The organism is Mesorhizobium sp. M0522, from assembly GCF_040321085.1.
Taxonomy (GTDB): Bacteria; Pseudomonadota; Alphaproteobacteria; order Rhizobiales; family Rhizobiaceae; genus Mesorhizobium.
Genome location: NZ_JAMYQW010000001.1, coordinates 297,312 through 320,717 on the forward strand (window position 1 = coordinate 297,312; position 23,406 = coordinate 320,717).

Consider the following 23,406-nt stretch of genomic DNA (forward strand, 5'->3'; position numbering starts at 1 on the left):
TCGGAACGGCTCAGCCGAAGCGGCCAGTGATGTAGTCCTGCGTGCGCTTCTCGCGGGGCGACGTGAAGATCTTCTCGGTCCGGTCGAACTCGACCAGTTCACCCAGATACATGAAGGCGGTCTGGCGCGACACGCGCGCCGCCTGCTGCATGTTGTGGGTGACGATGACGATCGTGTAGTCGGCTTGCAATTCGTCGATCAGTTCCTCGATCTTGGCAGTCGACAGCGGGTCGAGGGCCGAAGCCGGTTCGTCGAGCAGAATGACTTCCGGCTTCACGGCCACGGTGCGGGCGATACAGAGCCGCTGCTGCTGGCCGCCGGACAGGCTCAAGCCGCTGGCGTTGAGCTTGTCCTTGACCTCGCTCCACAGCGCGGCGCGCTTCAACGCCTGTTCGACGCGGCCGTCCATCTCGGACTTGCCGAGGTTCTCGTAGAGCCTGACGCCGAAGGCGATGTTCTCGTAGATCGACATCGGGAACGGCGTCGGCTTCTGGAACACCATGCCGATCTTGGTCCTGAGGAGGTTGAGATCCTGCGACCGGTCGAGAATGTTCTTGCCGTCGAGCAGCACCTGGCCCTCGGCCGTCTGTTTTGGGTAGAGCTCATAGATGCGGTTGAACACACGCAGCAGCGTCGATTTCCCGCAGCCCGAAGGGCCGATGAAGGCCGTGACACTGCGCTCAGGCAGCGACAGGCTGATGTCCTTCAGCGCCTTGCTCTGGCCGTAGTAGAAGTTGAGATTCTTGACCTCGATCTTCGTCTTCTCGGCGACCGTTTCGGCCATCGTCATGTCTGGGGACAACATCTGTGTCATCTGTCCTCTCTGCGTCCGGTAAGGCTGCGGGCGAGGATGCTCAAGCCCAGAACCGTCAGGGTGATTATGAGTGCGCCGGTCCACGCCAGTTGCTGCCATTCCTCGTAAGGGCTGAGAGCGAACTGGAAGATGGTCACCGGCAGGCTGGCCATCGGCGCGTTGATATTGCTGCTCCAGAACTGGTTGTTGAGCGCGGTGAAGAGCAGCGGCGCCGTCTCGCCGGAAATGCGTGCTATCGCCAGCAATATGCCGGTGACGATGCCGGACAATGCGGCGCGGTAGGCGACCGAACGGATCACCACCCAGCGTGGCGCGCCGATCGCGGCACCGGCTTCACGCAACGCGTTCGGCACCAGGTTGAGCATGTCTTCAGTGGTGCGCACGACCACCGGAATGACCAGGATGGCAAGCGCAACGGCGCCGGCAATGGCCGAGAAATGTCCCATTGGCCGCACCATCAGCTCATAGACAAACAAGCCGATGATGATCGACGGCGCCGACAACAGGATGTCGTTGATGAAGCGGACGACGGTGGTGATGCGCGAAAAGCGTCCATACTCGGCCATGTAGGTTCCCGCCAGCACGCCGATCGGCGTGCCGACGACAACGGCGATGATCGTCATCAGCAGGCTGCCCGCGATGGCATTGAGCAGGCCGCCGGCCTCGCCCGGTGGTGGCGTCATCTCGGTGAAGACGGCGAGCGAAAGCCCGGCTGTGCCCTTATAGACCAGTGCGCCGAGAATGAGCGCCAGCCAGGCAAGCCCGATGCCGGCGGCGACGACGCAAAGCGCCATCATCACCGAATTCCTGGCTTTGCGGCGGCTGTGGAGCGATGAGGATGTCGACATCGGTCAGGCTCCCGTACGGGCGTCGATCCGCATCAGCATATAGCGGGCGGCGGCAAGGATCAGGAAGGTGATGGCGAAGAGGATCAGGCCGAGCGCCACCAGCGAGGAGGTGTAGAGGTCGCCGTCGGCCTCGGTGAATTCATTGGCGATGGTCGCCGAGATCGTCGTGCCCGGTGCGAACAGGGAGGCACTGATGCGATGCGCGTTGCCGATGACGAAGGTCACTGCCATGGTTTCGCCGAGTGCCCGGCCGAGGCCAAGCATGACGCCGCCCATGATGCCGATGCGGGTATAGGGAATGACCACGCGCCGGGTCACTTCCCAGGTCGTGCAACCGATGCCGTAGGCCGATTCCTTCAGCACCGCCGGCACCGTATCGAAGACGTCTTTGGTGATCGAGGTGATGAAGGGCAGCACCATGATGGCAAGGATCAGCGCCGAGGTCAGAAGGCCGATGCCGTAAGGAGGGCCAGCGAAAAGGCTGGATAGTCCCGGCACGCCGTGGAAGACGTTGATGATGAAGGGCTGTATCGCCGTCTGCAGGAACGGCGCGAACACGAACAGGCCCCAGATGCCGTAGATGATCGAAGGAATGCCGGCCAACAGCTCGACCGCTATGCCGATCGGGCGCCTGAGCGGGCGCGGGCAGAGCTCGGTGAGAAAGACTGCAATGCCGATGCCGATCGGAACCGCGATCAGGATGGCGATGGCCGCGGTGACCAGGGTGCCGTAGATCGGCGCCAGTGCGCCAAATTTTTCCGTGACCGGATTCCAGCTTTCAGTCGTCAGGAAGGAGAAACCGAAGGACGACAGCGCCTGCCACGAGCCGGCAAACAGCGAGATCGCGACACCGCCGAGGATGACCAGCACAAGAATTGCGGAAGCGCGGGTGAGTCCGCGGAATATGGCATCTGTGAGCGCGAAGCGCCGCACCGTAGCTTCCCTGGCCCGGGCTGCTGCAGATGATGGCATGGCATCGGAAGCGATGGTCATTGGGTCCTCGCGATTAAAGGCAACAGGGAGGGCGCCATCGACGCCCTCCCTGGAGGAGATTACATAGCCGAGTAGATCGGCTTGCCGTCGTCGCCGACGACTTCCTTGGCCCACATGGCCTTGACGCTCTCAACCACCTTGTCGGGCATCGGAACGTAGTCCAGCTCGCCGGCCATCTCGTCGCCCTTGTCGTATGCCCAGGCGAAGAATTTGAGCGCTTCGCCGGTGGTCGCGGCATCATCCGGCTTCTTGTAGAGCAGGATCCACGTTGCCGCCGTCATCGGCCAGGACTCGGCGCCCGGCTCGTTGGCGAGGATGACGCCATAGCCCGGCTGCGAGCTCCAGTCGGCATTGGCCGCTGCCGCCGAGAACGCCGCCGCGGTGGGCTCGACCTTCTTGCCGTCCTTGTTGATCATATCGGTGTGGGTGAGCTTGTTCTGCTTGGCGTAGGCATATTCGACATAACCGATCGCGCCGCCGGTCTGGGCGACGTTGTTGGCAACACCCTCATTGCCCTTGGCGCCGATGCCGACCGGCCATTCCACGGCCTTGTCGACGCCGACCTTTTCTTTCCAGTCCGCGCTGACGTCGCCGAGGTAATAGTTGAAGTTGAACGTCGTGCCCGAACCATCGGAACGGTGAACGACCGCGATCGCCTGCGAAGGCAGCTTGACGTCGGGATTAAGCTTCTTGATCGCTTCGTCATCCCAGCTCGTGATCTTGCCGAGGAAGATGTCGGCCAGCGTCGGGCCGTCGAGAACCAACTCGCCCGGCTTGATGCCTTCGAGATTGACGACGGGAACGATGCCGCCCATCACCATCGGGAACTGAGCCAGTCCGGACGCTTCAAGCTCGTCGCCCTTGAGCGGCGCATCCGAAGCGCCGAAAGTAACGGTCTTGGCCTTGATCTGCTTGATGCCGCCGCCGGAACCGATCGACTGGTAGTTAAGGCCAACGCCGGTGTCTTTCTTGTAGGTGTCGGCCCACTTCGCATAGATCGGGTAGGGGAAGGTGGCGCCGGCGCCGGAGATGTCCGCGGCGAGCGCGGCGGACAGGGTGAGGGTGGTCGTCGCCGCAGCCATTGCAATCGCAACGGCCGCCGAGCGGATGAAATGTCTCATGTGGCCTGCTCCTGTTCGGAATATGGTCTCTCGGCGCCATTCCTCCGGCGCCCGCTGAGGCCAATAGCCCCCGATTATTACAGTCGCATGACAGTTTCATGTCGCTCCGGTAACGTCGTCCAGCCGGGTTAAGAAGGAGCGGCCGCGGGCTTTGTCGGCATGGGCCGCGGTTTGCCGCTGGAATCAGCAGCTTGCGTGAATTCCGGCCGGCATCGTCTGCTCGGCGATCGTAGCCACCGGCTGTAAAAGAAAAAAGCCGGACGGGAGCGCGTTGCATGCAGCCAGAACGTGTCATGGCCGCGCCATCGCCGAAACAGGTCCGTTGGGGTAAATCTGACCCTGTTTCTTGCCGGCGGTCGCTGCTCCCGCCCGTAACTGGAGGAGCGGGACTTCGAATATCCCATTGTCGCCACTGAGCGCGGCTTTGGTATGGTGCGATCGCACCATGGCCTTACGCTGGAAACGTTGACGAATCGCAAGGTTCTAACTCGCGCTGGACCTCCATCCGCGCCCGACCCGGCGCTCGATCTTCGAGCAACGCCTTCGACTGGAAGTGCGACGACTCTACTTCACGGTATCTACTCCCTTCGCCCTATTCCGCCGGTTGTCGGTTAGGCCGAAGCAGCGTTATAAGCTTGCAGGGGTATTGCTGATGTCTCGACGGATTCTGCCTGTCTTCCTGTGCCTGGCGCTGCCTCTGGGAAGCGGCTGCGCGCGCAGCTATGACGGCACCGTCATCATTCCCAAGCCGCTCGATGTTCGCCGTTTCTGGGACAGGCCTTCGCCGCAGGCGCAAGCCGAACAGTCGCAACTGGAGACCGACGTCTTTCCAGTGGCGCCGCAAACGCCGAAAAGGCCGGCGGTGCGCAGGAGCGCGGCTTCCGTTGCAGCGCCTCGGGGGAGGATCACCAACAACCCGCCCATGCTGTCGCCGGAGCCGACGAAGCCGCTAACTTGCAAGAATGTCAGCGAGCCCGGCAAACGGGCCCGCATGGTCTGCGAATAACCAGCCGACGTCGGTCGATGCGCACGGCTCCAGGCCTTGAAGCGGCTATCCGGCCAGCCGTCTCGGAACATCGCCCGCCCTGGTCAGTCCGCCGGGAAGAAGGCTGGCCCGACCACTCTCACCGGCCTCGCGCCGATCGCTCTTTCGATCGACTGATGCTGGGCAGCTCCCTGCACTTCGGCAGCCTGCGTTTTGCCTCTGCCGGAGCGGCACCGGCGGTTTCGATCCCGGATTCAGGAATTTCCGCGACGATGCCAAAATCCGGCTTTGACGTCGGCAACGGTATGATGGCGTTGGTCATGTTGGCCGGTGTCACGGTTCGTGCCCTGAGCTCGGCGACGCGCCGGTAATAGCGCTTGACGTCGCAGGCCTTGAAGTTCGAGTCGTCGCGGTACCGGAACGCGGCAGGTAGCTCCACATAGAGTTTTCCCGACTCGAGCGCGACCATCTCCTCGGTCTCGCGAGTGGCGTCGCTCAGCGTATAGAGGTCGACGCCGGCATCGTCGCAGATGTAGCGACACTGATCGACCGTTTCCTTCAGATCGTCGCTCTTGGCGAACTGCGATTTTGGCGCGGGGAAGAAATATCCGTCCGACAAGCGAACGCAAAACAGCATCCGATTGCCGCCAATTGTTGTGCCTGCGGACTGGGCCTTGGGTGCCGTGCGTTGCTGCGCCGGCTGTTTCTTGGCAGCGGGGGCGGCGCAGCCCAGCGCGACAAACCTGGCCTTCAATCCGGACGTGTCCCTGCTCGAATTCGACAGTCTGGCGATCTGCCGTTGCACCTCCGCCTTGCTGCTGACCAGGTCGGCGCAGGGATTGAAGAAGAAGCCGGCCGTTTTCGCCGTGCATCTGCGTTGTCTCTCAAGCTTTTGAATCGCGGCGAGTTGCCGACGCAGTTGGGCAAGCTCGGGGCTGGTCCCGCCGCTGCGCCCCGCCGAAAGCAATTGGCTCCTGATGGCACCGCAGCTATCCGCGTAGGAGAAGGATGTGCCGAGCGCAACGGCTATTGCCGACACCAGCATCAGAATCGTGAGGGGCCAGAAGCGTGTCATTGGAACGACCATTATCCTTGTTGCACCGAGAACAGGATTTCTTTGTCGACTATGGATAAGTACTAGCTAAATCAGTTTTTCCTAATTGAAGTAGATCAAACCGCCACCAGAGACTTTAGCTATAGTGTATTAGATTCCACTCGTGTAAATTCAATATTACATTTTTATTTCAAGATTGAGACGAACCAGCAGCAACGCCGGCGGACGCCCGCCACGGCGAAGTTTGATGCGCGCGGCGGGTTCGGCATCGCGATCAATCCGGCGTTACCGGCCGGCCGTTGCTGAAACCTTAGCCCTGGGATCGGCGTTGAGCGGCCAAAGGAGGAGACCGCAAATGTCGATCCACTTCACTGTCGCGGACCTGACCAGGAATCTGTTCCATTCACTTGGGTTCGACCATGAACGCGCACCGAGGCCACTCGACCACGAGCAGAGGCTTTTGCTGGAGTGCTATCTCGCCGGCCAGATACCGGAATCGGCCTGGAGCGACTATGTCTTCGAGGTGCCGGAACTGGCGCGACATGTCGAGGCGAGACGAAGGCGCCACTAGATCCCGAAAAGTGGAATCCGGTTTTTGGAAAAGATCAAGGCGAAGCCTTCACTCGCGGTGCAGCCTGTTCTTGTTTGGGCGAGTTGAATTGCAGAGTGAACACCTTGCCCGGGATGCCTTGAGCCAGCGCCGGTGAAAAGCTCAACGGCAGGCAATGGTCCACGGCCGCGACCGCCGCGTCGACAAAAGCTTGGCGCGTCTTCTCCTCGCCGGCGACGCGGATGGCGGTCGGCTTGGGCCGGCCGATCAGCGTGCCATCGCGCCTGAAGCTGAAGCTCAGGGTGACGGTGGAATTCCCGGCATTCGCCGGCGGGGTCCAGCACGCCTGGATGGCAGCCCCGACCTCGGGCATGGTGTTGAGCGTCGCTGCATTCGATTGACCGGCTGCACCCGCCAGCATGGCGCCTGCAATCACCATCATTCCAGCAATGCTTTTCATGACAGGGCCTCTGTCCTTGAACCGCCATCGAGGACGGGACTACTTCGATGGTAGGGCCGACATCGGCGATGGCAAGATGCCGGCAACGCGCTTCATCAGCCATTCAGGCGTCGTGAAGCGCCGTCAGCCGCAAACTTCGGCAGGGCTGCAATAAGCAAAGGCCGGCGAGCAGCCGACCTTTGCTTTCCATCCGCGCCAGTACATCCGTGGTCGCAAGCTGGAGGTGGATACCAGTAGAAAGGGTTTCGGTTAACGAAACCTTAAGCTCCCCACATCGTGCAAACAGGGGAGAGTAAGAAAGAATTACCCCAGATCATTACCGGCTCCCGCAGAACGTGCGGACGATCGCCGGCCTGCACGTGCCTCAGGCGTTGGCCTGCGACCGCACATAGGCGATATAGCCGCGCACGTCGCCGGCCGGCTCGGCATAGGCCTTGCCGAGCTTCTTCTCGATCGCCGCCATATAGTCTTTTGCCCATTGGGGCAGCGCATAGTCGATGACGGCGAGGAATTCGAGCGTCGCCGCCAGGCGGATGTCGGCGATCGACGGGTTCTTGCCGCCGATGAACGGCTTGCCGTTCCTGAAGAAGCTGTGAAACACCTCCAGCGGCTCGGCTATCGCTTCTATAGCGGCCTTCTGGGCTTCCGACTTCTTGTCGGGGTGGGCGTCGCTGTGGCCGACCTCGCCGGCATATTGCGGGAAATTCAGTGCAGGATAAGTGGCGCGCGCCACATAGGGGTAGAGCGTCCCGATCAGGTAGAACATGGCACTGTCGATCATTGCCCGCTTGGCCGGCGCCTTGGGATATAGTTTCTCCAGCCCGTGCTTGTTGGCGAGGTACTGCATGATGGCGCAGCTTTCCCACAAGACACCTCTCGGCAGGCCCTTGTCCTCGATCATCGGCGTAAGATGGGCCGGGTTTCGCGCCATATATTCGGGCGAGCGCGTGAGGCCCCAAACGTCGGTTTCGGAATGGTCGAGCCCGGCGGCGCGTGCAAACACCCGAACGCTCATATTGTTGACGCTGGGCTTCAGCATGCTGAGCGTGAGCGCCGGCTTTTTCGCCGGCTTCGCCTTGGCCTTCGCGGGCTTTTTGCCGGAGACCTTCGTTGCCGGCCTTGCCACTTTCGCCGCTGACTTGGCGGCGGCTTTGGCCGCCGGCTTCGCTCCTGGCTTGGCTGCCTTGGCGGCAGGCTTTTTCGCACTCTTCGTCGCTGTCTTTGCCATTATGTCCTCCCTTTGTTTGGCGTGTCGTCAGTATGGATTTTTCGGTGCGCGATCCTCCGACAAGGTTGCGCGCAAGCGCTCGGCAAGCGCCTGGATCGCGTCGGCGAGATGCACTTCGGCGATGTTGTAATCGCCGCGCGCGACGCGGATCTTGTGCGCCTGCATCAGCACGTCGGCATGGGTGAAGCCCGCGGGCGGCTCGAAACGATAGGAGGCGAGCTCGATCAGAAGGCCGAGCGGATCCTCGAAGTAAATCGAGTCCATGAAGCCGCGATCCTTGACGCCGCTGTGCTTGATGGCGCGCTCGTCGAGCCGGGCAACCGCCTGCAGAAAGGTGACGCGCGACACCGCGAAAGCGATATGATGGACGCAGCCCGTGTCGGTCGGCGTGCGCCGCTTGACCGGCGTGCGGCTCTCGTCGGTGAAGACGGTGATCAGCCGGCCGTCGCCCGGGTCGAAATAGAGATGGCTTTCGCTGGCTTTGTCGAGGTTGGGCTGCTCGAAGATGAAAGGCATGCCGAGCACGCCCTCCCAGAAATCGATCGAGGTCTGACGCCCGGCGCCGACCAGCGTGATGTGATGGACGCCTTGCGATTGTAGTTTTTGCATCTGACTCCTCCCGGCCACGCCGTCTTGCCGCCGAACGGAAGTTCGGATGCCCAGTCGCGCTTGGATCGGCGCCCGGCATGTGACCGCGCCCGGCCTCGCTCGCCTGCGCTCCGCATTCCGCATCCTGCAGGAGTGCGGCCGGAGCTTTGATGAACGGATGCTAATTCAATCCGAGGCGTTGCGCCAGAAGCGCTGAGTTTCAAGAACTCCACGCAGGCGCCAAGAGCGGCACCGGGATCGCGGACGCCTTCGCCGAGCTCGCTGAAACGATCCGTCGCCGGCAGCTGTAATGGTGCGGCGGCCCGCAGGCCGCTGGGTTTCCCGAGCGGCCGGTTTGGCGACGGCAGGTCAAAGGGGCCTCGCTGACGCATGCCGCGCCTGGTTGGGATTACGGGCATCCGCGGCCCTTAGATGAAAATCACATATTCTTCATCGGCACGTCGGGATCGACATGTCCCCCATCGGCAGTGATCTTCAGCCTTGAGAGGTAGTGCTCCCATCCCCTTCGGTGGCTGTCACGCTCCTTTGCGTTCGGCAGTCCGCTGTGCGTGAAGCGGATCAGTGTCCCCGCATCCCTCGCGATCAGGTCGATCTCGACATGACTGGAGCCGGGCGGCACGGTCTCGTTGTCTTCCCAGCCAAAACTGTAGGCAAGACGGTGGACCGGGATCACCTCGGTGAACTCACCGCGCGCCATATGGCGACCACCGACATTGACGAGGAACAGACCGCCCGGCGTTGCATCCAAATTCGCTTCGGTCCCGATCCATCGCACGATTTGGTCCGGATCCGTCAAAAGCGCGAACACGGTCGCTTGTGGCGCGGCGACCTCAATCTCTGTGTAAACCGATTCCGCCATCGCTCACTCCCAGGTCACATCCGCATCGAATTCCATGCATGATTGAAGCGAATGTGGGGAGTTGCAAGAAGATGTTCGAGGCGTAAGCATAAGCCGGTGCCGAGTGACATTCTACCGATGCTTCTCGCAAAGTCGCTTTCATTCCTTCTGGACGACGCCGCGCATATTGGCGACGGTGGGCGACTTCTATTGCAGCTCTCAACGCATTTGATGGAAGACGGCTTGCCGATCATCGCCGGCGCGCTGGCGCAGGATGCTCCCGACCCAATCATTTCACGCCGTATCTGGCTCTGGCGAGCGCCTGGGGGTGAAGTGGTCGAGGGTTTGGGGATAGGCGCCGACCGCCAGAATGCCGATCCCCGGCTCGTGCTGCGGGAGTGGCTTGGCACGACGCGGGCGATCGTGTTCGACGAGCGAGCGGGCGGTGTCGCACCGACCTTGGTGTGGGCGTTCGATCATACTCCGGATGAGGCGCAGTCAGAGCTGCTGCGGCAAATCTCCCGGTTTGCTGCGGCTCCGATGACCGCACTCGCAGAACGGTCCGCGAAACGCGCATTGCTCGAAGCATATTTGGGAAAGCGCAGTGCAGCACATGTGCTCAACGGTCACGCTCGTCGAGTAAAGGGAGAGACGATACGGGCTGCGCTTCTGTGCGCGGACCTTCGAGGTTTCACCGATCTATCCGAGGTTCATGATGCAGACGAGATCGTATTGGTACTTGATGCCTGGTTCGATTGCGTCGCCGGCGCGGTGCACGCATTTGGTGGTGAGGTTCTCAAGTTTATAGGTGATGGCGTCCTCGCGATTTTCCCGATTGGCGAGCGCGATGCAAATGCCGCATGTGACGCTGCGGTACGCGCCGTGAAGGCCACGCGCGCCGGGATAGATCATCTCAACCAAACTCGGCGCCGCAATGGCGGCCCTGAGCTCGGATATGGCATTGGCCTGCATGTCGGCGAGATACTCTGGGGGAATATCGGCACTGCCGGCAGGTTGGACTTCACCGCGATCGGCAAGGCTGTAAATCTTGTCAGCCGCATCGAAGGGCTGTGCAAGCCGTTGGGACGGACGGTGCTCGCGTCGACAGTGTTCGAGGCAGAAACTACCGAGCGGATGATCGCCATGGGCAGTCATCCGCTCGGAGGAATAGCAGGCGCGCAAACACTTTTCGGCTTGCCGGAATAGATCGAATGGTTGAGCCCGCCGTGGATGTGTCGTTCGCAGCATATCTTGGTATCGTGCGAAGCCATGACTGAGAGAAATTCGAACGGCAAAGAAGCTACGATACTGCAACTGGAGTATGGCGCGTTTAGAGCCCAGCCATGCGCGTCGCGCGCAGCTTCGCTGGCGGGTGCTAAGGGCCTTCCCGGCATCCACCCTTCGAGGGAGAGGCGCCTTCGCCGAGCTCGCCAAAACGATCCGCCGCCGGCAGCTGTAGCTCAGGTCGGCTCCAGGCAGTGCCGACCAGCGTGATGGACGCCTTGCGATTGTAGTTTCTGTATCTGGCTCCTCCCCGCGTGGCATCGACTCAGCGCGACGTTCTGCGCGCCGCTAACGCTGTGCCTCAAGACCCACGATGCAATGCTAATGCAATCGGCTCCGCTGCGCCGGAAGCGGCAATGAGCCAAACCCGCCGCGACCCAAGGCGATGGATCGGATTGATGGTTTGCCGAGAGCTTGGAGAGACTTGGTACGCCCAAGGGGAATCGAACCCCTGTTCCCGCCGTGAGAGGGCGTCTGGACACTCTTTCCGAGTTTTTCCTGGTATCCAAAAGCCCTGCAATATCATATACTTGGTGGTAATCGAACCAAAGGGAACTCCGACAAACTCGGACGGATATTTGGTTCATATTTGTTCCGAGTTCTGATGGAGGGCAAAGTGCCGAAAACCGTAAAAGACGCGAAACTGGATAACCCGACCGCGAGGAAGGCGCTCGCCATAGGCAAGCGGCCGCACTGGAAGACCCTCGTTCCCGAAAGGCTCCACCTAGGCTACCGCCGCAAGTCTAGGGACACAGCCGGCGTTTGGCTTGTGCGACGGTATGTCGGTCGCGAGCGCTACCGGGTATCCCTTCTCGGAACCGCTCATGAGACGGCCGACGAGACGTCCAAGGCTCCGGGCACGTTCACTTTCGAAGAGGCCCAGAAGCTTGCCCTCCTTCACCGCAACGTGGTCGAAGGCAGGCCCAAGACCGCGAACCTGACTGTCGCGGAAGCCATCGAGGATTACATCCGCTACCTGAAGGCCGAAAAGAAGAGCGGCAAAGACGCCGAAGGCCGCGCCAACGCCCTCATCCTTCCAGCGCTCGGCAAGTACAAAGTGTCCGAACTCACGAAACGGCAGATAGAAAAATGGCGCGACGACCTCGCCAAAAAGGGGCGGCTCCTTCGATCCGAGAAGGGCAAAGAACAGAAGACCGCCAAGGCTCCTGAGACCGAAAACGAAATTCGCGCCCGCAAGGCGACAGTCAACCGGACACTCACGACCCTCAAAGCCGCTCTCAACCGCGCCTATGCCGAGAACGACGAGATTGCCGAGAAGCCCGATGCCTGGCGCACGGTGAAGCCGTTCGGCAAGGTCGACGCTGCGCGCCCGGACTTCCTGTCGGTCGCTGAGGCCCAGCGCCTGATAAATGCGGCCGATCGCGCCTCCGGCTTTCGGGACCTCGTGCACGGCGCGCTCCTAACGGGGTGTCGCTATGGCGAGCTATGCGCGCTCAAGGTCCGCGACTTCGCGGGCGGCAAGATCATGATCCATACGTCGAAGTCCGGGAAGCCACGCACCGTCCGCTTGACTGAGGAAGGCGTGGAGTTTTTCGCCGCGCTCGTTGCAGGCCGCACTGGCGACGAGCCGATGTTCCGCCGCGAGGGCTCCGAAGTATGGAGGGAGTCAAGTCAGGGACGCCCGATGCGCGAAACTTGCAAGGCCGCGAAGATCGTCCCGGCAGTCGGATTTCATCAATTGCGCCACACTTGGGCTTCCTTGGCGGTGATGAACGGGACGCCGCTGATGGTCGTGGCGATGAACCTCGGTCACCGCGACACGACTATGGTTGAACGTCACTACGCGCACCTGACCTCGAATTTCATAGATGAAGCAATCATGGCCGGCGCGCGCCCCGATATGGTGCTGTTGAAGTGAGTAACGTCACAGCTATCCACAAATAAAAGAAAAGCTCTTTTATACCGCTTTACTTCGGAGACGTTCTAGAGGAATCTCTAGGCGTCTCCGCAGCGGATAGGGGTCCGCTCATAAGTCGCCTTCGACCACGAGACACCAAACGGCAGAAGAGCATCGACGCGCTTTACCGGCGCGCGCTCCCTATGGAGTGTTCTCATGGATGAGACGAATGAAGCGCCGCGCGCCGCGTTTACTATCAAGGAATTCTGTAAGCGCAACCGCATCAGCCCCAACACTTATCACAAGGCAAAGAGCGCGGGCACCGGCCCGACCGAAATGCGCATTCCCGGCACCACCGTCGTCCGCATCACCGCAGAGGCCGAACGCGCATGGCAGCAGCGTTGGGAGAACCCGTCGCCGGAAGATGCCGCCCAAATCGAGCGGGCTCGGAAGCGGATGGTCGCCAAGGCCACCCATTCCGTGAACGAGCGGGACCGCAAGAACGGCCGGCGCGAGCAGAGCGCGGCCTAGATGAGAGATTTTCCCGGAACGACCATTTCCGTGGCGGGTTCAATGGTTGCCTATTTCGAGCAACCGTACCGGTCGCGCGTTCTTGCCATTTTGGGCAAGGCATTTGGCTTCTCCGCCATCGAACTCCGCCAAATCGAACAGGAAGCGATCCTGGCCGAGCGCTTCTGGGAGGATGATGAGGATGAGCAGGACATCCTTCGCCTTTGGACTCTCCTTGAGGCTGCTAATTTCGTCAATCAGGCCCTGTTTCCGAGCGTGCGAAACACCGAAAAAGTTTGGTGGCTCTGGCGCAATTTTGAGGGCTGGCTTGAGTGCGTTTTCGATCTTGATGACAGAGACCTCGAAACGGTTTTCATCATCGCGCGGCATTTTCGCTCGTCGCCGAGAAACTGGCCGATGGTGCACGAGCCGGTTGTCGATCTGGTTCCGAAATAGAAAAACTGCCGGGCGATGGATGTCACCCGGCAGTGAACGTCTCTTCATAATATGCAGGTCAATGCAGCTTGAATCCTATAGGGTCTCCACAGTCCCGTAAAGCTGCCGCGATCTGAAATTACAATCGAGGCAACTGTATCAAATTGCTTTCATCCAAATAAACCCAGGGGATTGGGGCTTCCTCTAATCAAAACGCCCTTGATGAGCAGTACTTGTAACATCGCCTCACTTTTCTCCTTGGAGATCGAAGTGAGCAACCAACTTGAACTATCCGACCTCACGGACGAAGCCGAGGTCAGGCGCTTTTCGAAGATTATCCACGAGCGCGCCGAGTCTGCCTCAACCGGCATTGATCGCCCTGGACATTTGCAGCTTTGCCGCCTGCATCACCTTGAAGAAGCCGGCTTGAGGCATGAACGCTTCAAGGCTGGCGACCACGAACTGATGGCTGACGTCGCCATAGCCCACGCCGGTTCAGGTCACAATGTCTGGGTCGAGGGTCGAACCGTGCGCGCCGGCTTGCCTGCCGGATCGCGCGGCAGCAAGGCCGATACGGTCGCCGTCTTCGCCTTGGTCATCGATGCCGACGCGGACAAGGGGAAGGCGGGTACATTGCCCTTGCCGCCCTCGATGTCGGTCGAGAGCAGTCCCGGTAACGCTCATCACTGGTATTTCTTCGATCGCGCATTGCCGTGGGAAGAAGCCGATCTGATCGGGGCTCGCCTTCGGGCCGCAGCCGGGGCTGACTCCGACACAGGGAACATCACCCAGCCGTACCGCGCCGCCGGCACACCGAACTTACTTACACCGAAGAAACGTGCGCGCGGCCGGATCGGGCCCTCATCAACCCGCATCCTGTCTGAGGGCGGTCCCATTTACACGGCTGATCAGTTGCGTGCTGCGCTGCCCGAATTGCCCTTGCGTGACATTTCTGCTGGTGTCGAAGGGAGCTCCCGCGGAATTGCCGTGCTTCTCGCCGACATGCCGGATCGGTTGCATGAAGAACTGAAGACGCCGGCTGATCAGCTAGATGACAGAAGTTCGCACTTTTTTGGCGTCACCGGTAAACTGAAGGTTCGCGGCTACTCGGTGGATGAGGTTGCCGCACTTTGGGATCATTATGCTGACGCGGCCGGAGCCAAGTTTGCGCCGCGTCGAGGCGGTGTTAGGCACCAACTTGAGCACGACTGGCCAAAGCTCGACACTCGCGCTGAAGCAGCCGCGAAAGGTCTCATCGAGCCCGACGACGAAGCCATCGCCGCAATGCAATCACCGGAGGCTACTGCGGCATTTGCCGAAATCTTCGGATCGCGCACGCCGCCGATCACCAAGCCTTCGGAGACAGGCCTAGGAGCCCAGCCGACGCCGCTAGAAACCGTGCGGGCGTCCGATTTAGCCGGCCTTCCGATCCCTAAGCGGGAGTTCATGTTCGCGGACTTGTTGCCGGCGCGAAATGTTACGGCGATGTATGGTGACGGAGGCGTAGGAAAGTCCCTCCTTGCATTGCAGGCGTCTATTGCTGTTGCGACCGGGACCAAGTGGCTCGGCATGGAGCCAAAGACGATCGGCCCGGTGGTGTATTTTTCTGCTGAAGATGAGACAGCCGAAATGCATATCCGCTTGGCTGACATATGCGCCGCCGATGAGATAGACATGTCTAAACTGACCGACCTGCATATAGCGGACATGGCGGGCCAGGACGCCCTGCTTGCTGTCGAGAACTCAAAGGTTGGCATCATGTCTAAACGGCCGCTCTTCGAACGGCTGCGGCTCACGCTCGGAGCACTCAGACCAGTGATGCTGGTGATCGACAACTTGGCCGATGTCTTTGGCGGCAACGAGATTTCGAAGCCGTTGGCAAGGCAATTCATCGGTTTTCTGCGTAACTTGTCGATCGAATTCAATTGCTATGTCTTCCTTCTCGCCCATCCTTCCCAGAGCGGGAAGAATTCTGGCGAAGGCACGAGCGGAAACTCTGCGTGGTCGAATTCGGTCCGCCAACGCTTGTACCTCCACCGCCCCGAGGAAGAGGATGCGGACGAATTCATGCGCGACTTGAAGGTCATGAAGTCGAACTATACGGCGAAAGGGTACGGGATGGAGCTTCGCTGGGATAGGGGTCGATTTACGTCGACCTCCGGCGCGCCGGCTAGAATTGCCGGCAACGGGGCGGGTCGAGCGGCGATGGATGCCAAGGTAGATGCCGCTTTCCTCACGCTGTTGGCGAAGGTCAACCATCAAGGTCTGAGGGTGTTCCCTCGTAAAGGCAATGGCTATGCCCCGAATGTTTTTGCCGAACATGCCGAAGCGAAGGGTATCACGAAAGCGCAATTCGCCGCCTCGATGCGCCGCTTGTTTGATGCAGGCCAGATCATATTGGAAAGGGTCGGCAAGCCTTCCGCTCCCGTCGAAAGGATTGTCATCGTGCCGGTTGAAGAGGTCCCGATGTGAGGAAGGTCATGCGGAGATCAAGCGTCGTTCTATTTTCGTTCTGGGGAGAACATGCGGAGTTCATCCGTCGTTCAAGCGGAGATCAGGCGTCGATCAAGCGGATACCTCTGTGCCCTATACTACGTATAGGGAGGGGGCCGTTGGCCGCCCCCTCCTTGAAGAAAGATGAGATGACCAAAGGGGAGGCTCCTCTTCGTGATCCGTTCCCCCTCCTATTTCACAGCCCCAAAGAAGCACCAGAACCCCAGATTTTTCCTGCCCTCGACACCCTTCGACAAGGCTGTTTCGCCTTCCCCAGGCGGGAACGGAACTAAGACAAACTCCAGAAAACCTACAAAAATCAGGACTTTACGGATCGTCCGGGCGATTATCAGCGCTCCCGAACAAATATCCGAGCAAATATGCCTCCGAACCGCCCGCCCGCCACCAAGCTCGCGCCGACCCAGCGCAGCGCCGTTACCAACGGCCGCAAGCTGTTCATCGACGGCGACGGGAACAGCCCTTGGTCTCGTCGATACAAGGACCTGTGCTCGGAGCACGCGAGCGATCTTGGCGGGGCAGACGCCTTGTCCCAGTCCCAACTCTCCCTCATCCGCCGCGCCGCTACGCTGTCGGTCCAACTCGAACAGATGGAAGGCCGATTGTCGGAAGGACTCGATGCGGACATGGACCTCTTCGGCCGGCTGGCCGGACACCTTCGCCGAATCTTGGAAACATTGGGGATCGAGCGCAAGGCCAAGAACGTCACACCCACCCTCCAGCAGTATCGCGCCCAGCGGCAAGTAGGTCGCCTGTGATCCACGAGACGATCGACGACGCACTGGCTGACCCGCTCCTACTCGGAGCCGCCCTTGGCGACCTCGCATCTTGGTCGACATGGCGCACCATCTTCCGCGCCGCGTGGGGTCAGCCGCTCACCGAGGATGAACTAGACCTCTTCGCCGAATTGGCAGGGCCAGGTCGATCCCCGCCCACCGAGCGCGTCCGTGAGCTTTGGGTCTTGGCGGGACGCCGGGGTGGAAAAAGCCGGGCAGCAGCCCTCATCGCCTCCTACATCGCGACACTCGACCATTCGGGAAAGCTCGCTCCCGGCGAAACCGGCTTCATTGTCGTGATGAGCCCGACGAAGGACCAGTCCAAGACAATCTTCAATTACATTAAAGCCTTCTTCGCCGCCTCCCCGGTCCTGCGCCAGATGGTCATCAACCACAACAGCGACGAGATCGAACTGGATAACCGCATCACGATCGCGGTCACAACCAACTCCTTCGTACAGTTCGTTCCCGGACCTTGCTCGCGGCCATCTTCGACGAAACGGCGTTCTGGCGCGACGAGACCTCCGCAAACCCCGACCAAGAAATTTATCGGGCCACCATCCCGGCGCTGATCACCACCGGCGGCATGTTGATCGGCATTTCCAGCCCATACAGGAAGGTCGGCCTGATATACCAAAAGCACCGCGACAACTTCAACAAGGACGGCCCGGTGTTGGTCATCAAGGCCGATACGCGCCGGCTCAATCCGACGATCGACCAAGCTCGGATCGACGAGGAGTATGCGGCCGATCCCGAAGCAGCCGCTTCCGAGTGGGGCGGCAATTTTCGCTCCGACATCTCCGCGCTCCTTGATGACGCCTCCATTGACCGGGCGATCGATCCGAACCGGCCGATCCAGCTTCCGCCGCAACGCGAGCACGAATATTTTGCCTTCGTCGACGCCAGCGCCGGACGCCATGACGCCTTTACAATGTGCATCGGCTACACCGAAGGCTCGCGCTTCGTCGCCGCCGCCGTTGTCGGCCGCAAACCGCCCTTCGACCCGAACCACGTAGCCGAAGAATTCGCCAAGCTCGCGAAAGACTACGGCTGCAGCAGTGTCACCGGCGACAACTATTCGGGCGAATGGGTCGTAAGCGCGTTCGAAGCGGCCGGCATGGCATACATCCGCGCGCCGGTCCCGAAGAGCCAGCTATACGTCGAGGCAGTGCCTTCCTTCGTCCGTGGCGCGATCTCGTTTGCCGACCTGCCAATTTTGGTCCGTGAGCTCCGCCTCCTCGAAAGGCGCACCCACCGCTCCGGTAAGGACAGCGTCGACCATCCCACTTCTGGCTCGGACGATTACGCCAACGTTTTGTGCGGGTGTCTTTACATTGCGAAGAACGATGCTGACGCACCGCAGATGCAGGTCGGACGATACGGCGCTGGGTCCGGGGGCATCCCTGTCGGCTACCATGAGCCGGCGCCAGAAAATGGATCCATGTTGTTCAGCGGCGTCGACTACATCAACACCGGCGACGGCCTCACCATCGAAGGCGGTTCGAAGCACAATTCAGCTCGAAGCGCCTACCTCAACCACTTTCTGAAACTCTCGGAGCCCAAGCCATGACAAATCTGAGGACCATGACCCCTGCCGACCTCGCACGTGAGATCGAATGCCTGTGCGCGGAGAAGCAGGAACGCTTGTTGATCGATATGGAAGCGGGCAAGCCCATCGACCTTTCCACCTTCTACCATCCGACATGGGCCAGCCTTTGTCAGGTGCTCGAAGACCTGCACGCGACCGAAACCCTGGAGCCCAAGCCATGAGGAAGCGCACACCCCTTCGCCCGCCACTTTTGAATCCCGACATCGCGCGCGGCAACGTCACCAACCCGGACATGCCGGAACTCGTTGGAGTGTTCTCGGCGCTGTCGAGCTTGTCCAATTTGTGGGATGGCCTCGACGCCACGCGGTCTGTGGTCGATCCGCTGGTGACACGCGAAGCCGCAGCATTGAGGTACAAGGAAAACTTCCTGAAAGCCACGACCCTCGCCACCGCAGCCGTTCGCGCCTCCGCGTCCAAGATCATGGAAGCGCGTGACAGGCTCCGACACGAAGCGAAAGGCAAGGCGGGGCTGCTGGCGGATTACGGCAATTCGAAAGAGCTTCGCGATGTCCTGCGGTCAATGAAGCAAGAAGACCGCGACGCCGCAATCACTGCTGCCCTGTCGAGGGGTGATCATGCGGTCATCGCCGCGCTCCAGGCGCATGAGCTGCTTGTCGGCCCGACCTCCCGCCCGCTCAAGTCGATCATTAATCAGTTTGTCGCCGAGCGCGCGCCGGAGGAAATGGCGAAAATCGAAGACCTCGACACTGTCGAAGAACACTTGACCTTTGCCTATCAGCAGTTCGGGAAATCGATTCAGGACATGCGCGATTTGCAAGCCGAGCGCGACGGCGAAACGGGCAATCGGGCCGCGAAGGACGCCGAAGCCAAACTGGGCCTCGCTTTATAGGGAGCCGCCGCGCCGGCGCAAACGTGAAGCGTCACGTGTGTTCCAGGGGTCGCGCGCGCGAGGGAGGTGCTCTGCCGCTATTCGGCCGGCTTCTGATTGTCCAATCCAGGCATATTGCTCGAATTCTCTAATACTCTTGTTGCTTTCACAGTTCTAGTCCGGGCCATCTCCTGCTCGCCAAGAGCGGTTAAAGACCAAAACACGCTCATTCCGCCGGAAACTGTCTGTAGTAGTTTGGCATTCACGAAACCTAGCGCCACGAACTGGACTTTTATAGTTTGAAAGCAATCGTGTTGAACCCTGGCAGACTGAGTGCCTGTTGGATGAACTTTTCTATACAGCGCTGCCCCAATCAAGGAATTAGCAGCCACGTCACTCGGGCTCGCCATTAAGTCCGGCGCTATCGCCGCAAAAATATCTTCCCAGGAAAAAACGTATTTTGCCGATCTTTCATGTTTTCCGCTACCATTATATTCTGTCCACTCCAAAGTTACTGTAAATTTCTCAGTCAAGTCGGCAATACCTTTTATTTCATTCCTATAAGGCATGTTACTTATCGTAGTTGATAGCTCTATATTTTTAGCTTGGAGCTTGCCTATCTGTTGAATTAAATCGTCTGACGCTATTTTATCGGCCCTTACCCAACCAACAGCTGGGTAGGTCTTAATAGTCTTTGGTAGGCTGAGAGCGACAAGACCCGGAAGTTCTTTTTCATTGCTCCAGAACTTTACGAGACGGTCTCTCATCGCCTTATCCCGGAAAGCTCCGAGTTTCTGCCTCAAGTCAGCGTCAACTTCAGATTTGGAAACCGGGAGCTCCTGCGGCGATTCATGAATAAAAGGCAAAATCCTCAACCCAATAGATGACGCGTAGTCGAACTCTTTCTCTGTGTAGCTGATGCCTTCCGACGTCATCGAGCCATATTTCCCGCCAAGAATCAGAATGTAGTAGTCTGAATCCTCAATTACCTTCTTAATAAACTCCCATTGCTGTTCGTCTGCTGCCGGAAAAAGTTCCATAACTGCTGGGATGCAATCCATTTCCATTAAGGTTTGAATTACTCTCTGTCGTTCACTTTTTAGGTCCGAATACGTTGAGCTTACAAATACCTGATAACGCTTGTCCAAGACCGTGCCTCCCGAATCGCAGACATTGTATTGGAAATCACTTGGGATAGCCAAGCGAAGGACGCAGCGAGCCCATCTATCTCTGTGCAGGACGGGCGCGGACGATGCGGCGCACCCGAAGGGCTGGGGCGAGGCGAGCGCACGCGTACGAGGCTCCTATTCGCTGGTCTCTTCCCATCTCGACCAGAAGGCGTCGGCGCTTTCGCTATAGGCCTTCACCTGATGCCTGAGCTTGACCATCGCTGTGCCGGCTCCGTAGGAAAGCCGTTCCCATATTTGCGCGGTCAGCCGGGTGAAGTCGAACAAGTCGTTGTATGTCGGTTTGGCGATGATCGTCTCATCATAGCGCGCCATATGGGCAATGAGTTTGTCTCGCATGTGTTTGAGGCGCACCAATCGAGGATCGGCGGCGGCTAGCTCGAACAGCCGGATCGCTTCCGCTAGGTCAGTCCGGCGCCAAAGCAACGGCTCTTCGTCAAGGCGTCCCGGTTCTTTCAGAAAATCGATCGCCGTCCGCAGATGGAGGTCATCCGCGTGACGAGCAGGGGAGAAGCCACGGCAGACGAAAATGTGGAGACGGACAAGTGCGCCATCAATCAAGATACGGGCAGCGCGAGCGGCATCGGCGTCATGCAAGCGCTCGATCAATTCCTCGTTGTTCGAGCGTTCCACCGTCTCGATCGTCGCAAGACACATGATGCCGTCTGCATAGCCTTGCCCGGCTGCTTCGCGGAGAGCGTCCCAGTCCTGTACGGCCATGATTCCCTCCCTGCGCGCTCGATTGGAGCAGATTTATATTTGGTCGGATATTTGTTCCATCGAAACGGTCTGTGACCATCTCGAAATAATATATAACGATTTCAATGAGTTACTTGGTACGCCCAAGGGGAATCGAACCCCTGTTCCCGCCGTGAGAGGGCGGTGTCCTGACCGCTAGACGATGGGCGCGTTCAAGAACCGGCGATATAGGCTGACGGCTGGCAAAAAGCAACTAGGGTTAAGGCTGCCGATCGCGCCGGTGAAATACTCAGCTGCAAGCCTAGCGTTTTGGCTCGATCAGGTCCCGGAGATTTCCATAGAGATCGGCGAAAACCGCCACAGTGCCATAGGTCTCGTGCCGGGGCGCCTCATGGAATTCGATGCCCTTTTCGAGCAACAGCGCATGGTCACGGGCAAAATCGTCGGTTTCGAGGAACAAAAAGACCCGCCCGCCGGTCTGGTTGCCGACGGCGTGCCTTTGCGCATCGCCGGATGCCTCGGCGAGAAGCAGCCGCGCGCCCTGCCCGTTGCCCGGCGTGATCGTGACCCAGCGTTTGCCGCCGCCGAGGTCGACATCTTCGGCGACCACAAAACCCAGCCGGTCGACATACCACGAGATCGCCTCGTCATAATTTGCGACGACAAGCGCGACCGTGGCAATGCTGCGGTGTTCGGCAAAACCGGTCATTTGTTCCTGATCGAAAAACGGCCGACGATGCGGCGCTCGGTAATGTCATAGACGAAGATGGCGCGGCTGCCGTCGGGCAGCTCGGTGTCGATCGACAGGTGATTGCCGGACAGCGATTGGCTGATCACCCTGGCGCCGACCGGCAGCACGATGTCGCCGTTGACCGGCTCGCCTGCCGGCACCTGGAAGTCACTGGTCAACGGCGGGGCGGCAGGCGGCGCGTTGCGCGCTTTGTAGACAAGTGCTGCGATCACCACCATAAGGGCGAGGAACAGCAGGCCGAGATTGATGGCGACGAAGCGGACGAGCTTCCTCCGCACCTTTTCGACCTCGGGGTCGAGCGGCTTTTCCTCGTCTTCGTCGGCAAGCGGCCGGGCCATGGCAGCAGATTCCGGAACTGTTTTCGATGAGCGCTCATAACGAAGAGGTCAGACAATTAATAGGGGCCGGACCGATCGTCCTGGAGGCGGGCGCCGATGCGGCCGGCCAGCGGCTCGACCAATGGCTGGCGGCCAGGCTCGGCCCCGACATGTCGCGCAGCCGGGTACAGATGCTGATAAAGCAGGGCGCCGTCAGGATCGGCGGCAAGCCAGCCAGCGAAACGAAGCGCAAGATGGCACAAGGTGACAGCGTGTCGGTCGACATGCCGGAGCCGGAACCGGCGGAGCCGCAAGGCGAAGATATTGCGCTGGACGTCCTCTACGAGGACAGCGAGCTGATCGTCATCAACAAGCCGGCCGGGCTGGTCGTGCATCCCGGCGCCGGCAACTGGACCGGCACGCTGGTCAACGCGCTGATCCATCATTGCGGTGACAGCCTGTCGGGCATCGGCGGGGTGAGACGGCCGGGCATCGTCCACCGCCTCGACAAGGAGACCAGTGGCGTCATGGTCGTCGCCAAGACCGATCGCGCCCACAAGGCGTTGTCGGAGGCCTTTGCCGACCACGGCCTGACCGGCGATCTCGAGCGCGCGTATCTGGCGTTGGTCTGGGGCATACCGGCAAGGCCGACCGGGACGGTCGACGCGCCGCTCGGCCGCGCCGCCGACCGGGTACGCCGCGCCGTGGTGCCGCAAGGCCGCGACGATGCCCGCCACGCCGTCACGCATTTCACCGTCGTTGAGCGCTTTGGCGAGCAGCAGCAGGAATTCGCCACGGCGAGCCTGGTCGAATGCCGGCTGGAAACCGGTCGCACTCACCAGATACGCGTCCACATGGCCCATATCGGCCATCCGGTGATTGGCGACCCCGAATACGGCCAGGCTTTCCGCACCAAAGCCAATCGGTTACCCGAGCCGCTAAGAAGCAAGGTAAAGGCGTTTCCGCGACAAGCTTTGCACGCCCGCCTCCTTGCATTTCGGCATCCGGATACCCATCTAACGATGAGGTTCGAAGCACCGATACCGTGGGACATGGAGGAACTCGTCGACGGCTTCCGCAAGCTCTGAACCAACCACCTGAAAACCTGACCGGCGTTGTTCACTTCAACGTGACACACTG

Annotated in this window: 26 protein-coding genes and 1 tRNA gene; 13 read left to right on the forward strand and 14 right to left on the reverse strand. The window is 60.1% G+C overall.

Going from position 1 to position 23,406, the window contains the following annotated elements:
• Nucleotides 1-10 precede the first annotated feature (10 nt).
• The 4 genes from pstB to pstS are packed head-to-tail and all read right to left on the reverse strand — an operon-like array spanning nt 11 to nt 3,776.
• Nucleotides 11-814, reverse strand: a complete 804-nt coding sequence (gene pstB, locus NKI58_RS01490; protein WP_352451144.1) for a phosphate ABC transporter ATP-binding protein PstB — start codon at nt 812-814, stop codon at nt 11-13.
• Nucleotides 811-1,662, reverse strand: a complete 852-nt coding sequence (pstA, locus tag NKI58_RS01495) for a phosphate ABC transporter permease PstA (RefSeq protein WP_023678532.1) — start codon at nt 1,660-1,662, stop codon at nt 811-813. The genes pstB and pstA overlap by 4 nt, the downstream gene beginning before the upstream one ends.
• A 3-nt stretch (nt 1,663-1,665) precedes the next feature.
• Nucleotides 1,666-2,655, reverse strand: a complete 990-nt coding sequence (gene pstC / locus NKI58_RS01500; protein ID WP_352691628.1) for a phosphate ABC transporter permease subunit PstC — start codon at nt 2,653-2,655, stop codon at nt 1,666-1,668.
• Nucleotides 2,656-2,714: 59 nt separating this feature from the next.
• Nucleotides 2,715-3,776: a phosphate ABC transporter substrate-binding protein PstS gene (pstS, locus tag NKI58_RS01505; RefSeq protein WP_352783230.1), complete on the reverse strand. Its 1,062-nt coding sequence runs from the start codon at nt 3,774-3,776 to the stop codon at nt 2,715-2,717.
• Between the two features lie 652 nt (nt 3,777-4,428).
• Here pstS and NKI58_RS01510 point away from each other — a divergent pair.
• A complete protein-coding gene (locus NKI58_RS01510) occupies nt 4,429-4,782 on the forward strand; it encodes a hypothetical protein (protein ID WP_352754624.1) in 354 nt (117 codons plus the stop codon).
• A 118-nt stretch (nt 4,783-4,900) separates the two neighbouring features.
• Here NKI58_RS01510 and NKI58_RS01515 read toward each other — a convergent pair whose 3' ends face one another.
• Complete coding sequence (locus NKI58_RS01515) at nt 4,901-5,836, reverse strand: DUF2865 domain-containing protein (protein WP_352826511.1); 936 nt, start codon at nt 5,834-5,836, stop codon at nt 4,901-4,903.
• A gap of 334 nt (nt 5,837-6,170) precedes the next feature.
• Here NKI58_RS01515 and NKI58_RS01520 point away from each other — a divergent pair, with 334 nt between their 5' ends.
• The gene (locus tag NKI58_RS01520) at nt 6,171-6,386 is read left to right on the forward strand and encodes a hypothetical protein (RefSeq protein WP_352783225.1); all 216 of its coding nucleotides are present in this window, start codon (nt 6,171-6,173) and stop codon (nt 6,384-6,386) included.
• 34 nt (nt 6,387-6,420) lie between these two features.
• On the opposite strand, the gene tolA is transcribed toward NKI58_RS01520, so the two are convergent.
• The 4 genes from tolA to NKI58_RS01540 all read right to left on the reverse strand — a co-directional run bounded on the left by tolA (nt 6,421) and on the right by NKI58_RS01540 (nt 9,521).
• The gene (tolA, locus tag NKI58_RS01525) at nt 6,421-6,825 is read right to left on the reverse strand and encodes a cell envelope integrity protein TolA (RefSeq protein ID WP_352574825.1); all 405 of its coding nucleotides are present in this window, start codon (nt 6,823-6,825) and stop codon (nt 6,421-6,423) included.
• A 364-nt stretch (nt 6,826-7,189) separates the two neighbouring features.
• Complete coding sequence (locus tag NKI58_RS01530; RefSeq protein WP_352783222.1) at nt 7,190-8,053, reverse strand: glutathione S-transferase family protein; 864 nt, start codon at nt 8,051-8,053, stop codon at nt 7,190-7,192.
• Nucleotides 8,054-8,080: 27 nt separating this feature from the next.
• Nucleotides 8,081-8,662: a VOC family protein gene (locus NKI58_RS01535; RefSeq protein ID WP_352783220.1), complete on the reverse strand. Its 582-nt coding sequence runs from the start codon at nt 8,660-8,662 to the stop codon at nt 8,081-8,083.
• Nucleotides 8,663-9,080: 418 nt separating this feature from the next.
• Entirely contained in the window at nt 9,081-9,521 is a 441-nt protein-coding gene (locus NKI58_RS01540; RefSeq protein ID WP_008873905.1) for an SRPBCC family protein, read from the reverse strand.
• Between the two features lie 117 nt (nt 9,522-9,638).
• Here NKI58_RS01540 and NKI58_RS01545 point away from each other — a divergent pair, with 117 nt between their 5' ends.
• The 10 genes from NKI58_RS01545 (at nt 9,639) to NKI58_RS01590 (ending at nt 19,333) form a co-directional block, all read left to right on the forward strand.
• Entirely contained in the window at nt 9,639-10,706 is a 1,068-nt protein-coding gene (locus NKI58_RS01545; protein ID WP_352826510.1) for an adenylate/guanylate cyclase domain-containing protein, read from the forward strand.
• 682 nt (nt 10,707-11,388) lie between these two features.
• Nucleotides 11,389-12,663, forward strand: coding sequence for a tyrosine-type recombinase/integrase (locus tag NKI58_RS01550; RefSeq protein WP_352853035.1), 1,275 nt, complete (start codon nt 11,389-11,391; stop codon nt 12,661-12,663).
• Nucleotides 12,664-12,858: 195 nt separating this feature from the next.
• Nucleotides 12,859-13,173, forward strand: coding sequence for a hypothetical protein (locus tag NKI58_RS01555; protein WP_352826508.1), 315 nt, complete (start codon nt 12,859-12,861; stop codon nt 13,171-13,173).
• Complete coding sequence (locus tag NKI58_RS01560) at nt 13,174-13,608, forward strand: hypothetical protein (RefSeq protein ID WP_352853036.1); 435 nt, start codon at nt 13,174-13,176, stop codon at nt 13,606-13,608. It begins immediately after the preceding gene.
• A gap of 249 nt (nt 13,609-13,857) precedes the next feature.
• Complete coding sequence (locus tag NKI58_RS01565) at nt 13,858-16,059, forward strand: AAA family ATPase (RefSeq protein WP_352826506.1); 2,202 nt, start codon at nt 13,858-13,860, stop codon at nt 16,057-16,059.
• Nucleotides 16,060-16,460: 401 nt separating this feature from the next.
• Nucleotides 16,461-16,856: a hypothetical protein gene (locus NKI58_RS01570; RefSeq protein ID WP_352826505.1), complete on the forward strand. Its 396-nt coding sequence runs from the start codon at nt 16,461-16,463 to the stop codon at nt 16,854-16,856.
• Nucleotides 16,853-17,446 (forward strand): hypothetical protein, encoded by a 594-nt coding sequence (locus NKI58_RS01575; protein WP_352826504.1) that lies wholly within the window; start codon nt 16,853-16,855, stop codon nt 17,444-17,446. The genes NKI58_RS01570 and NKI58_RS01575 overlap by 4 nt, the downstream gene beginning before the upstream one ends.
• Nucleotides 17,350-18,444, forward strand: a complete 1,095-nt coding sequence (locus NKI58_RS01580) for a hypothetical protein (RefSeq protein ID WP_352826503.1) — start codon at nt 17,350-17,352, stop codon at nt 18,442-18,444. Before NKI58_RS01575 ends, NKI58_RS01580 begins: the two co-directional genes overlap by 97 nt.
• Before the next feature lie 14 nt (nt 18,445-18,458).
• The gene (locus NKI58_RS01585; protein WP_352826502.1) at nt 18,459-18,644 is read left to right on the forward strand and encodes a hypothetical protein; all 186 of its coding nucleotides are present in this window, start codon (nt 18,459-18,461) and stop codon (nt 18,642-18,644) included.
• A 29-nt stretch (nt 18,645-18,673) separates the two neighbouring features.
• Nucleotides 18,674-19,333, forward strand: a complete 660-nt coding sequence (locus NKI58_RS01590) for a hypothetical protein (protein WP_352853037.1) — start codon at nt 18,674-18,676, stop codon at nt 19,331-19,333.
• 77 nt (nt 19,334-19,410) lie between these two features.
• Here NKI58_RS01590 and NKI58_RS01595 read toward each other — a convergent pair whose 3' ends face one another.
• From NKI58_RS01595 to NKI58_RS01615, 5 genes are all read right to left on the reverse strand, one after another.
• Nucleotides 19,411-20,460 carry a DUF4062 domain-containing protein gene (locus NKI58_RS01595; protein ID WP_352853038.1) on the reverse strand — a complete coding sequence of 350 codons (1,050 nt, stop codon included), beginning with the start codon at nt 20,458-20,460 and terminating at the stop codon, nt 19,411-19,413.
• A gap of 156 nt (nt 20,461-20,616) precedes the next feature.
• Nucleotides 20,617-21,219 (reverse strand): AbiU2 domain-containing protein, encoded by a 603-nt coding sequence (locus tag NKI58_RS01600; protein WP_352826499.1) that lies wholly within the window; start codon nt 21,217-21,219, stop codon nt 20,617-20,619.
• Between the two features lie 114 nt (nt 21,220-21,333).
• Nucleotides 21,334-21,408 (reverse strand) — tRNA-Glu (locus NKI58_RS01605).
• Between the two features lie 91 nt (nt 21,409-21,499).
• Nucleotides 21,500-21,907 (reverse strand): VOC family protein, encoded by a 408-nt coding sequence (locus NKI58_RS01610; RefSeq protein WP_352826498.1) that lies wholly within the window; start codon nt 21,905-21,907, stop codon nt 21,500-21,502.
• Nucleotides 21,904-22,287 (reverse strand): fimbrial protein, encoded by a 384-nt coding sequence (locus NKI58_RS01615; RefSeq protein ID WP_352826497.1) that lies wholly within the window; start codon nt 22,285-22,287, stop codon nt 21,904-21,906. The genes NKI58_RS01610 and NKI58_RS01615 overlap by 4 nt, the downstream gene beginning before the upstream one ends.
• 26 nt (nt 22,288-22,313) lie before the next feature.
• Here NKI58_RS01615 and NKI58_RS01620 point away from each other — a divergent pair, with 26 nt between their 5' ends.
• Complete coding sequence (locus tag NKI58_RS01620) at nt 22,314-23,354, forward strand: RluA family pseudouridine synthase (protein WP_352619704.1); 1,041 nt, start codon at nt 22,314-22,316, stop codon at nt 23,352-23,354.
• The last annotated feature ends 52 nt before the right edge of the window (nt 23,355-23,406 follow it).

Coding starts and splice junctions, on each gene's coding strand:
- pstB (WP_352451144.1), bottom strand. CDS start 814: ATGACACAGATGTTGTCCCCAGACATGACGATGGCCGAAACGGTCGCC.
- pstA (WP_023678532.1), bottom strand. CDS start 1,662: ATGTCGACATCCTCATCGCTCCACAGCCGCCGCAAAGCCAGGAATTCG.
- pstC (WP_352691628.1), bottom strand. CDS start 2,655: ATGACCATCGCTTCCGATGCCATGCCATCATCTGCAGCAGCCCGGGCC.
- pstS (WP_352783230.1), bottom strand. CDS start 3,776: ATGAGACATTTCATCCGCTCGGCGGCCGTTGCGATTGCAATGGCTGCG.
- NKI58_RS01510 (WP_352754624.1), top strand. CDS start 4,429: ATGTCTCGACGGATTCTGCCTGTCTTCCTGTGCCTGGCGCTGCCTCTG.
- NKI58_RS01515 (WP_352826511.1), bottom strand. CDS start 5,836: ATGACACGCTTCTGGCCCCTCACGATTCTGATGCTGGTGTCGGCAATA.
- NKI58_RS01520 (WP_352783225.1), top strand. CDS start 6,171: ATGTCGATCCACTTCACTGTCGCGGACCTGACCAGGAATCTGTTCCAT.
- tolA (WP_352574825.1), bottom strand. CDS start 6,825: ATGAAAAGCATTGCTGGAATGATGGTGATTGCAGGCGCCATGCTGGCG.
- NKI58_RS01530 (WP_352783222.1), bottom strand. CDS start 8,053: ATGGCAAAGACAGCGACGAAGAGTGCGAAAAAGCCTGCCGCCAAGGCA.
- NKI58_RS01535 (WP_352783220.1), bottom strand. CDS start 8,662: ATGCAAAAACTACAATCGCAAGGCGTCCATCACATCACGCTGGTCGGC.
- NKI58_RS01540 (WP_008873905.1), bottom strand. CDS start 9,521: ATGGCGGAATCGGTTTACACAGAGATTGAGGTCGCCGCGCCACAAGCG.
- NKI58_RS01545 (WP_352826510.1), top strand. CDS start 9,639: ATGCTTCTCGCAAAGTCGCTTTCATTCCTTCTGGACGACGCCGCGCAT.
- NKI58_RS01550 (WP_352853035.1), top strand. CDS start 11,389: ATGGAGGGCAAAGTGCCGAAAACCGTAAAAGACGCGAAACTGGATAAC.
- NKI58_RS01555 (WP_352826508.1), top strand. CDS start 12,859: ATGGATGAGACGAATGAAGCGCCGCGCGCCGCGTTTACTATCAAGGAA.
- NKI58_RS01560 (WP_352853036.1), top strand. CDS start 13,174: ATGAGAGATTTTCCCGGAACGACCATTTCCGTGGCGGGTTCAATGGTT.
- NKI58_RS01570 (WP_352826505.1), top strand. CDS start 16,461: ATGCCTCCGAACCGCCCGCCCGCCACCAAGCTCGCGCCGACCCAGCGC.
- NKI58_RS01585 (WP_352826502.1), top strand. CDS start 18,459: ATGACCCCTGCCGACCTCGCACGTGAGATCGAATGCCTGTGCGCGGAG.
- NKI58_RS01600 (WP_352826499.1), bottom strand. CDS start 21,219: ATGGCCGTACAGGACTGGGACGCTCTCCGCGAAGCAGCCGGGCAAGGC.
- NKI58_RS01610 (WP_352826498.1), bottom strand. CDS start 21,907: ATGACCGGTTTTGCCGAACACCGCAGCATTGCCACGGTCGCGCTTGTC.
- NKI58_RS01615 (WP_352826497.1), bottom strand. CDS start 22,287: ATGGCCCGGCCGCTTGCCGACGAAGACGAGGAAAAGCCGCTCGACCCC.
- NKI58_RS01620 (WP_352619704.1), top strand. CDS start 22,314: ATGAGCGCTCATAACGAAGAGGTCAGACAATTAATAGGGGCCGGACCG.